Source organism: Falseniella ignava CCUG 37419 (assembly GCF_000301055.1).
In the GTDB taxonomy this organism is placed as follows: Bacteria; Bacillota; Bacilli; order Lactobacillales; family Aerococcaceae; genus Falseniella; species Falseniella ignava.
On record NZ_JH932300.1, the window covers coordinates 305215 to 313534 of the forward strand.

The 8320-nt window shown below is 40.5% G+C and carries 9 protein-coding genes; 7 read left to right on the plus strand and 2 right to left on the minus strand.

The window, feature by feature from the left end; genetic code table 11:
• From HMPREF9707_RS09055 to HMPREF9707_RS01610, 4 genes are all read left to right on the plus strand, one after another.
• Positions 1 to 451, plus strand: a 451-nt coding sequence (locus HMPREF9707_RS09055; protein WP_006700964.1) for a GA module-containing protein, incomplete at its 5' end; no start/stop codon positions are given.
• A gap of 262 nt (positions 452 to 713) precedes the next feature.
• Positions 714 to 1229: a DUF1836 domain-containing protein gene (locus tag HMPREF9707_RS01600; protein WP_006700965.1), complete on the plus strand. Its 516-nt coding sequence runs from the start codon at positions 714 to 716 to the stop codon at positions 1227 to 1229.
• An 11-nt stretch (positions 1230 to 1240) separates the two neighbouring features.
• Positions 1241 to 2080: a DegV family protein gene (locus HMPREF9707_RS01605; protein WP_006700966.1), complete on the plus strand. Its 840-nt coding sequence runs from the start codon at positions 1241 to 1243 to the stop codon at positions 2078 to 2080.
• Positions 2081 to 2104: 24 nt separating this feature from the next.
• Positions 2105 to 3076 carry an alpha/beta hydrolase gene (locus tag HMPREF9707_RS01610; protein ID WP_006700967.1) on the plus strand — a complete coding sequence of 324 codons (972 nt, stop codon included), beginning with the start codon at positions 2105 to 2107 and terminating at the stop codon, positions 3074 to 3076.
• 545 nt (positions 3077 to 3621) lie between these two features.
• Here the strand turns inward: HMPREF9707_RS01610 and HMPREF9707_RS01615 are convergent.
• Entirely contained in the window at positions 3622 to 4557 is a 936-nt protein-coding gene (locus HMPREF9707_RS01615) for a nuclease-related domain-containing protein (RefSeq protein WP_006700968.1), read from the minus strand.
• Between the two features lie 380 nt (positions 4558 to 4937).
• Between HMPREF9707_RS01615 and HMPREF9707_RS01620 the strand changes: the two genes are divergently transcribed.
• The 3 genes from HMPREF9707_RS01620 to HMPREF9707_RS01630 all read left to right on the plus strand — a co-directional run bounded on the left by HMPREF9707_RS01620 (position 4938) and on the right by HMPREF9707_RS01630 (position 7812).
• A complete protein-coding gene (locus HMPREF9707_RS01620; protein WP_006700969.1) occupies positions 4938 to 6332 on the plus strand; it encodes a leucyl aminopeptidase in 1395 nt (464 codons plus the stop codon).
• Positions 6333 to 6450: 118 nt separating this feature from the next.
• Positions 6451 to 6972 (plus strand): hypothetical protein, encoded by a 522-nt coding sequence (locus tag HMPREF9707_RS01625; protein WP_006700970.1) that lies wholly within the window; start codon positions 6451 to 6453, stop codon positions 6970 to 6972.
• Between the two features lie 240 nt (positions 6973 to 7212).
• Positions 7213 to 7812 carry a glycoside hydrolase family 73 protein gene (locus HMPREF9707_RS01630; RefSeq protein ID WP_232217650.1) on the plus strand — a complete coding sequence of 200 codons (600 nt, stop codon included), beginning with the start codon at positions 7213 to 7215 and terminating at the stop codon, positions 7810 to 7812.
• Between the two features lie 11 nt (positions 7813 to 7823).
• Here HMPREF9707_RS01630 and HMPREF9707_RS01635 read toward each other — a convergent pair whose 3' ends face one another.
• Positions 7824 to 8195 (minus strand): nucleoporin, encoded by a 372-nt coding sequence (locus HMPREF9707_RS01635; protein ID WP_040442813.1) that lies wholly within the window; start codon positions 8193 to 8195, stop codon positions 7824 to 7826.
• Positions 8196 to 8320 lie beyond the last annotated feature (125 nt).

Genomic DNA, 8320 nt, shown 5'->3' on the forward strand with positions numbered 1-8320 from the left:
AGAAACACCAGAAAAACCAGAAACACCAGAAAAACCAGAAACACCAGAAAAACCAGAAACACCAGAAAAACCAGAAACACCAGAAAAACCAGAAAAAGACTTAGATACAGTTAAGAAAGAAGCACTTGCTCGCTTAGATCAATTACAAGCTTTAACTCAAGCAGAACGTGAAAACTTCACTAAAGCTATTTTAGATGCAGATTCTGCTGACAAAGTAGCAGCAGTCGTTAAAGCAGCTGAAGATGTAAACTTCTCAGTTAACTTAGAAGCTGAAACTCCAGCTAAAGAAGTTAAACCTGAAGAAAGTAAAAAAGCAGAAGCTAAGAAAGAAGCTAAGAAACAAGAATTACCTGAAACAGGTGAAGTTTCTTCATTCGCAATCTTCGGTGGAGCAGCATTATCTGTATTAGCAGGATTAGGCTTAGTAGCTTCTAAAAAAGAAGAAAACTAATTAACCTAACCATTTAGTCTAGTAGATCTTTCAACCAGATCCCTTAATTGGGGTCTGGTTTTTTGTGTTTGATAATCTATTTAGAATGTCGAATCCAGATAGGTGTTGTGCTTGAATCTATCTAGAATCGAGAATCCAGATAGGTTGGTAGAAGAGATTTCTTCTATCAATCTTTTTTATATTTGACAAACAATTTAGAATACATTAAGATAGCATCATCTGGTTTCGAAAACTAGATGAACAACTTTAGAAAGGACAAATTATGAATCTTTTAGGAAAATTGATTCAATTTAAGAAGGTGAAGTGGGAAGAGATACCGGAACAAGGGTTGTATTCTACTCAACTCATTGATTTTATCGAAGCGCATTTAATCACTTATTTTCCGGATATGGTAACACTGACACCGAATATGATTAATAATTATGTAAAAAAAGATATTATCCCTAAACCCATCAATAAGAAATATTACCGGGAGCACATTGCGGTATTAATGGTGGTAGTAATTTTAAAAGAACTGATCCCACTTGAGAGCATCAAAGAAGGGATTACGCTTCAATTGGATATTATCGAAATTGAACAAGCCTATAATGAATTTATGGATTTATTAGAGAGTTCATTAAAAGAAGTAAATGCGTTAGTCAGTGATAGTGTAGGAACGGAATCAACGAAAATCCGTAAAGAGACGTTGTCATTATCGATTGCTGTCAAAGCTTTTGCTCTCCAAACTGTTACACGAGAGATTTTAAAAGCTAAAGGGATTTATAAAGAATTATCATAAGGAGAGAAACAATGAATAAAATTGCGATTTTAACAGATTCAGCAAGTAATATTACTGAAAATACGACGGAAGGCATCTTTGTTGTGCCGCTGTATGTGAATTATGGCAACGAGTCGAAAAAAGATTTAGTTGAGATTACGCCGGATGAGTTATTTGATAAGATTGATGATGCAAATCCATCAACATCAGCGCCTTCAATTGATGACTTTGGCGAAAAGATTCAGCTGATTAAAGATTTAGGGTATCAAGAAATTATTGCGGTCGCTGTTTCGCAAACATTATCAGGCACGTATAACGCCATGCGTCTCGCTTTAGAAGATCAGGATTTACCATTTAAGTTAATCGATAGTAAGACGGTTACGATGCCTCAAGGGCTACTGGTGATGTATGCTCGTCACTTAATCAATGAAGGTCATACTAGCGAAGAGATCGAAACGATTCTTAATAATAAATTGCATGATGCCAAAGTATACGCCACGGTGAGTGATTTGCAGTATCTCATTCGAGGAGGTAGATTAAGTAAGATCAAAGGACTAGTTGGGGGCGCGCTGAAGATTAACCCGATTTTGACGATTGATGAAAATGGTGAGATTGGGAAGTACCGTTCGATTATAGGGAAGAAACGCGCATTAAATTTCTTAGTGGATCAAGTCAAAGCAGACCTTGCTAATTGTAACAACTACTATTTGGCGATTGCTTACGGTAGACTACAAGAAGATATTGCCGAAATAAAGGAACAATTGAGTGAGTTGGTAGAGCGAGCTGATTTGTATCTTGAAGGGCCGGTGACGGCTGTTTTAGGAAGCCACTCTGGGCCGAGTGCGTATGTGGTATCTTATTTGAAGAAATGAGCTGATTTTATTAGAGGGTGAGTTATGAACTTCTTGAAGAAAATATCCAAAAAACTATTTTTATGTTTGCTTTTTATACCGATGGTTTCGACTTATTTTGTCGGATCATACTTTGTCAATTATGCGCTCGTCGAGAATTCAGGGGGAGAAAATCGCCCTTCTTCAGAGATGCCCTCCCAAGAAGACGAGATCATCGAACAACGACAAACATTACTTGAAGAGAAGAGGGATCAATGGTTACAAGCAATTGAAGATTTGACCGAGCCCGTTACTTTGAAGACGCGTGACGAACTTAATTTAGAAGGGCATATTTATCGTCAAAAAGAACCGTCCCATCAATGGATGATTATCGTTCATGGCTATCAATCTTCCGAGAAAAGAAGTCAGACGTTGGCCGCTTCCTTCTATGATCTGGGATATAATGTAGTGACGTATTCTTTAAGAGGACATACGCCAAGCGAAGGCAAGTACATCACAATGGGATCGAAGGATGCAGATGATTTAACGCAGTGGATTAATCATGTTATTACAATTGATCCAGCATCAAAGATCACTTTGCACGGGACGTCGATGGGTGGAGCAACGGTGTTGAATGTATCGGGTCAGGACTTGCCACCTCAAGTTAAAACCATCATCGATGATTGCGGCTATGCGAATTTGTGGGAGATCTTTTCCGATGAACTAAAATTAAGATTTAACTTGCCATCTTTCCCAGTTCTCCACATGGCAGATATTATGGGGAATATAAAAGCAGGTATCGATATTTCATCGATTAATCCGATCGAGAATGTTGAGAAATCAACCTTGCCAATGATGTTTATTCATACAACTGGGGATGACTTTATCCCTTATGAGATGACCGAAGCGATGTATCAAGCTAAGCAGACCGGGAATAAAGAACAATATATAATTGAAGGCTTTGGCCACGGAGACGCAGTCTTTGCAGATGAAGCTTACTTTGAAAAAATTGATGATTTTATCAAATCAAATCAGTAAATAAAAGAATGACAAAGGAGCTTAGTAGGAATTGGTGCTACTAGGCTCCTTTTTGAGTGAAATCATTTTGTATTACTAAGATAGAATTAAGTCGGCAAGTTGCTTACTGCTAACATTATCAAAGTATTCCGATAAAACTAAATCTTGGTGATTAAGCTTTCATCCAATCAGTTCCTGCTCAATCGCGGTAATATTTTCGAGTTTTTTGTAGAGTTTGCCGCTTGAATCATCTTGGATTTGGGAATCCAAATAGGTTTGCCACTTGAATCATCTTGGATTTGGAAATCCAAGTAGGTTTGGCGTATGAATTTATCTAGAATTGACAATCCAGATAGGTTTGTTGTTTGAACCTATTTAGAATCAAAAATCCAGATAGGTTTTTCGGCTGAACCTATCTAGAATCGACAATCCAGATAGGTTTTCCGCTTGAACCTATCTGGAATCGAAAATCCAGATAGGTTTGCCGCCTGAATCTATCTGGAATCGAAAATCCAGATAGGTTTTCCGCTTGAACCTATCTAGAATCGACAATTCAGATAGGTTTGTCATTTTGCTCTTTTATAATACAATTCCAATAGTTTATTTAAGAACTCTGGTTCCAACTTCGGCTTCACGTAAGTCCCGTAAGTGACACGCTCTAATTTTTGATTCAATATTCGATAAACCCAATTAGAGCTCAACGATCGATTAATCAAGTATAATAGATCCTTAGTTTTGATCACTTCACCGGGTGTCAGTGCAGCACATTCCTGGATTAAATAATCTAACGCAGCCTTTTTTGAAATACTAGTGTGACAGTGTTGGCATTTGAAATAATAAGCTGTCTTCTCCATTTTAAAACTCCCACAATTCGTGCAATACACACCCGCTCTTAAATCGGATAGGTTGAAAGGGTGCTGATCAAAGTAATTGTGCCAATCATTAATTCGATAATAATTGAGTATATCTCGAATCATCGTTGGATCATATCGAGAATGTGAGCGCATAGATGAGTCAATCATTTGAAAATGATGACGAAGTTGATTGCGCAATAAGATGGGTATCTGGACTGAGTCATCCTGCTCTAACGTAGCGAAAGGATGGATTAAAACTAGGTGCGGCTGAAGTGAAATATTTAATTTATTTTGAATTAAAATATTTCGAAAATAATCTGTTGCACGCTCAATTTGTTGAATAGGATTGTGATTAATATGCCGATGATTGTAGTATAATTTGCCTTCAGTAATCGAACAATGAGCATCATAATTTTTGACTTCGTATAAATAAATCCGATCTGACATCAATAAGATGCCATCAATTTGAGCGTAGCTTGGTTGTTCAAAAATAAAATTTGTCAAGAAAAGGCTCCGGTGTGGTAAATATTGTCGGACAATGCGCGCAAAGTCCTCCTCACCTTCGTATCCCGTCACCAAGCTGTCCAATTTGTTAATGTAGTTTCCTCTGGATTTTCTAACAAGCAAATGGATCATTTCGTTGTTCATAAACTCACCTCCAATAATAGATACACTGTTTATTTAAAATTTCTGACTTTGAATTGATTTTTTTATAAAAAAGTGAATTTAATGTGTTATTGGATGTTGAATCATCTTGGATTTAGGAATCTAAATAGGTTCGACGCCTGAATCTATCTAGAATCGAAAATCCAGATAGGTTTGCTGTCTGAATCTATCTGGAATCAAAAATCCAGATAGGTTTACCGTCTGAATCTATCTAGAATCTAAAATCCAGATAGGTTCTCCACGCGAAACCTTCAATTTTTCATAAATCAACTTGAAAAGTAAAGCGTTTTAGTCCAACATAGAAGTGTATAGGATAGCGTTTTATTCGCGAATCATGTATTAACTATTTTGGAGGGATGAGGATGAGAATTTCATCAGAGAGAATTGAAGAGGTTGTTGTGCGTGCTGTCTTTCAAGATGGGCTTGACGAGTTAGCATCAAAGTTAAACGAACGCGAGCTTTTTACTGGGAAGGCGCAAGCGAGTTATGCGATGCTGGACCAGGAAGGGCATGGAACCATCTATTATGGGCTAGGAAAGGAATCAGATTTAACCCCTTATCAAATTTTGAAACTTTTTGTTCAATTAGCAAAATTATTAGATAAATTAGCAATTCACCGTGTACATCTCGAGTTACCGGAAGTGATTGGAAAAGACGAAGCGCAGTTAAGCCAAGCAATTCTTGGCTTGCAGTTAGCAGCGTATCGATTTGACACTTATAAATCAAAACCGAAAAATAAGCAGACCGAATTGGAAATTTCGTTAGAAGTAGAAGCGCCAATCGAGGAGACGGCTAACTTAGCAGCGGGCGTCTTTACAGCGCGCGATTTAGTCAATCGCCGCCCGAATGATCTATACCCAGCGAGCTTAGCAGCACATGTGCGTCAATTATTTGCTAATAGCCAAGTTGAAGTAGAGATTTTAGAGAAACCTGAAATTGAAGCACTCGGGATGGAAGCTTTCTTAGCGGTGAATCAAGGGTCAGACCACGAACCGCGTTTCATCGTGATGAAGCATTTGCCGAAAGCAGATGAACAGCCGATCGCGCTCGTTGGGAAAGGTGTGACGTACGATTCCGGCGGATATGCGATTAAGCCAGCCTCTTCAATGAAAGCCATGCATTCAGATATGGCAGGAGCGGCTGCCGTGGTGGGTGCTATGGAAGCCATCTCAAGCAATCAGTTACCATGCAATGTGATTGGTGTCATTGCTGCAACAGAGAATTTGATTGACGGAAAAGCGTTCAAGAACGGAGACATTGTGGGCTCTATGAAGGGTTCGACCATCGAGGTTAATAATACCGATGCGGAAGGACGACTGACTTTGGCAGATGCGCTCTATTATGCTGCGACGAAGTTGGAACCGAGAGCAATTGTTGACTTAGCGACACTCACTGGTGCAGCGATTGCGGCAGTGAGTGGTAAGTGTACGGCGATGATAGCGAGCGATGATTCATTAGCGCAAGCCGTCTTACAGGCGAGTGAAGCTGCAGCCGAACCAACCCAACGCTTATTGGCATTCCCAAGTCATTACGAACAAATTAAAGGGACGTATGCTGACTTAGATAACTCACCAGCAGGCGGTGGTGGTTGCATTACTGCAGGTGTCTTCTTAGAACACTTTACTGAAGAATTACCTTGGGTTCATTTAGATATTGCTGGACCGTCATACAATGGTGCAGGTTATGACTATTTACCGAAAGGTGCGAGCGGTACTGGTGTGATGACGCTCTACCAATGGATTAAGAGCCAAAAATAATTTATTGATTAACCGAGCCAGCCCGAAATAAGGGTTGGCTTTTTTGTTGTATTCGCTTGCAGACATCACGTAGTAGGTGTATAATGAATTCAACAATACACGTAAAGGGTGATATCAAATGAATCAAACATTAGTTCAGTTGGTGCTACACGCGATTCAAGAAAAGTATGTTTCTGAGAAAGCATTTTACAGTGACAAATTAGGGATCAGCCCGCAAAGTTGGGACCGTTGGAAGAAAGGCGAGCAAGGATTTAAGTACGATAATATGATTATTTTGTCGACATTATTCACTGACTATGAGTGGATGCTCGTTCAAAAAGTAGTGCGCAACCGGGATTTAATGCCAGATATTATTAACGATCCGGTTAAGGAATTTGAATTTTTGAAATATCAAATTGCCCGGCGCTGGATTCATGCTGGACTTGCGCAAATTAATTGGTATCATAGTGAAGAGAATGAATTGGACAGCACGCGTCGCTCGAATATGATGATTTTACAAATACAAATTGACTATGGTCTGTGGGGCTATAATGATGTGATTGAGATTCGCCTGCCTGGAGTGATTCGTCAACAAATCGGTCACGACCAAGTTAAGTTGTTGCAATGGTTTGATGATGAAAGTGAGCGGCTGCAAGAATAATAATGAGAGGTCGCGCAATGCATGGCTAAAACACCGATTAATTTAACAACGAAGAAAAATAAAACAAAACGCGCGAAGACAGGCGCTACAAAAGTCAGCCGGTCAAAAGTAAAGAAGCGACCACGCAAGAATAAAAGCAAGCAGCAAAAGGGCTGGTTAGGGAGAGCGTGGCGTGGATTTCGAGAAGAGCTAACACGGGTCAACGGGATATTTTTCAAACGGGTTGGCTGCGCTACGATTTTGTTGATTGGGCTCGGAGTCATTGGGTTGGTATTGTTGTATCAATGGTCCATGCATATGAGCGAGCAACGCGAGGCATGGCTGATTGAGCAAGAGCGCTATGAGGCACGACTGAGTTTTATCAATGAGTTGGTTCCGACTGCACAAGAAATTCAGCGTGAGACTGGGATTTTTGCGAGCGTTTCGTTAGCGCAAGCATCTCTGGAAAGTAATTTTGGAACGAGCGAACTGGCTTCGCAATACCATAATTTGTACGGCGTCAAGACTTCGGCAGATGATCCCGAAGCGGTGGCACTGCCAACGTTGGAATACTTGGATGACGAATGGGTTGAGATTACCGACCGTTTCAAGGTATACCAGAGCTGGCAACATTCGATGCGCAGTCACGCTCAGCTGATCACTGACGGGACGAGTTGGGACCCGGATTACTACAAGGCGGTGCTGGACGGAACTACTTATCAAGAGCAAGCGCGCGGTTTGCAAAAGTCCGGCTACGCAACTGACCCGACTTATGCGGATAAGCTTATTAATCTAATTGCCGAGTGGCAACTGGATGAATACGACCACTTGACAGAATTAAGCACCGAAGCACCATCTTAAATTGAAACTACTCAAGCTACCTGTTTTGGACAGGTAGCTTTTTGTATTGTAGGTGGGTTGATTGAAAAGCGTGGTGATTGGTCTGGCTTGGGATTCGCTGGACCAAAGTAAGAGTTTGATTGGTCTGGCGCGGTGTTCGCCAAACCAAATAATGAGTTCGATTGGTCTGGCACAGTGTTCGCCAAACCAATCAGAGTGTTTGTTTGGTCTGGCTCGGAGGTTACCAAACCAAATAATGAGTTTGATTGGTCTGGCGCGGTGTTCGCCAAACCAAATAATGAGTTCGATTGGTCTGGCACAGTGTTCGCCAAACCAATCAGAGTGTTTGATTGGTCTGGCACGGGGTTCGTCAAACCAAAGTAAGAGGCTGATTGGTCTGGCACAGGGTTCGCCAAACCAAAGTAAGAGTTTGATTGGTTTGGCTCGGGGTCCGCCAAACCAAAGTAAGTGTTCGATTAGTCTGGCTCGGGGGTCACCAAACCAAAGTAAGAGTTTGATTGGTTTGGCT

Excerpts from the sequence above, each read along its gene's own strand:
- HMPREF9707_RS01600 (WP_006700965.1), top strand. The coding sequence starts at position 714 with ATGAATCTTTTAGGAAAATTGATTCAATTTAAGAAGGTGAAGTGGGAA.
- HMPREF9707_RS01605 (WP_006700966.1), top strand. The coding sequence starts at position 1,241 with ATGAATAAAATTGCGATTTTAACAGATTCAGCAAGTAATATTACTGAA.
- HMPREF9707_RS01610 (WP_006700967.1), top strand. The coding sequence starts at position 2,105 with ATGAACTTCTTGAAGAAAATATCCAAAAAACTATTTTTATGTTTGCTT.
- HMPREF9707_RS01615 (WP_006700968.1), bottom strand. The coding sequence starts at position 4,557 with ATGAACAACGAAATGATCCATTTGCTTGTTAGAAAATCCAGAGGAAAC.
- HMPREF9707_RS01620 (WP_006700969.1), top strand. The coding sequence starts at position 4,938 with ATGAGAATTTCATCAGAGAGAATTGAAGAGGTTGTTGTGCGTGCTGTC.
- HMPREF9707_RS01625 (WP_006700970.1), top strand. The coding sequence starts at position 6,451 with ATGAATCAAACATTAGTTCAGTTGGTGCTACACGCGATTCAAGAAAAG.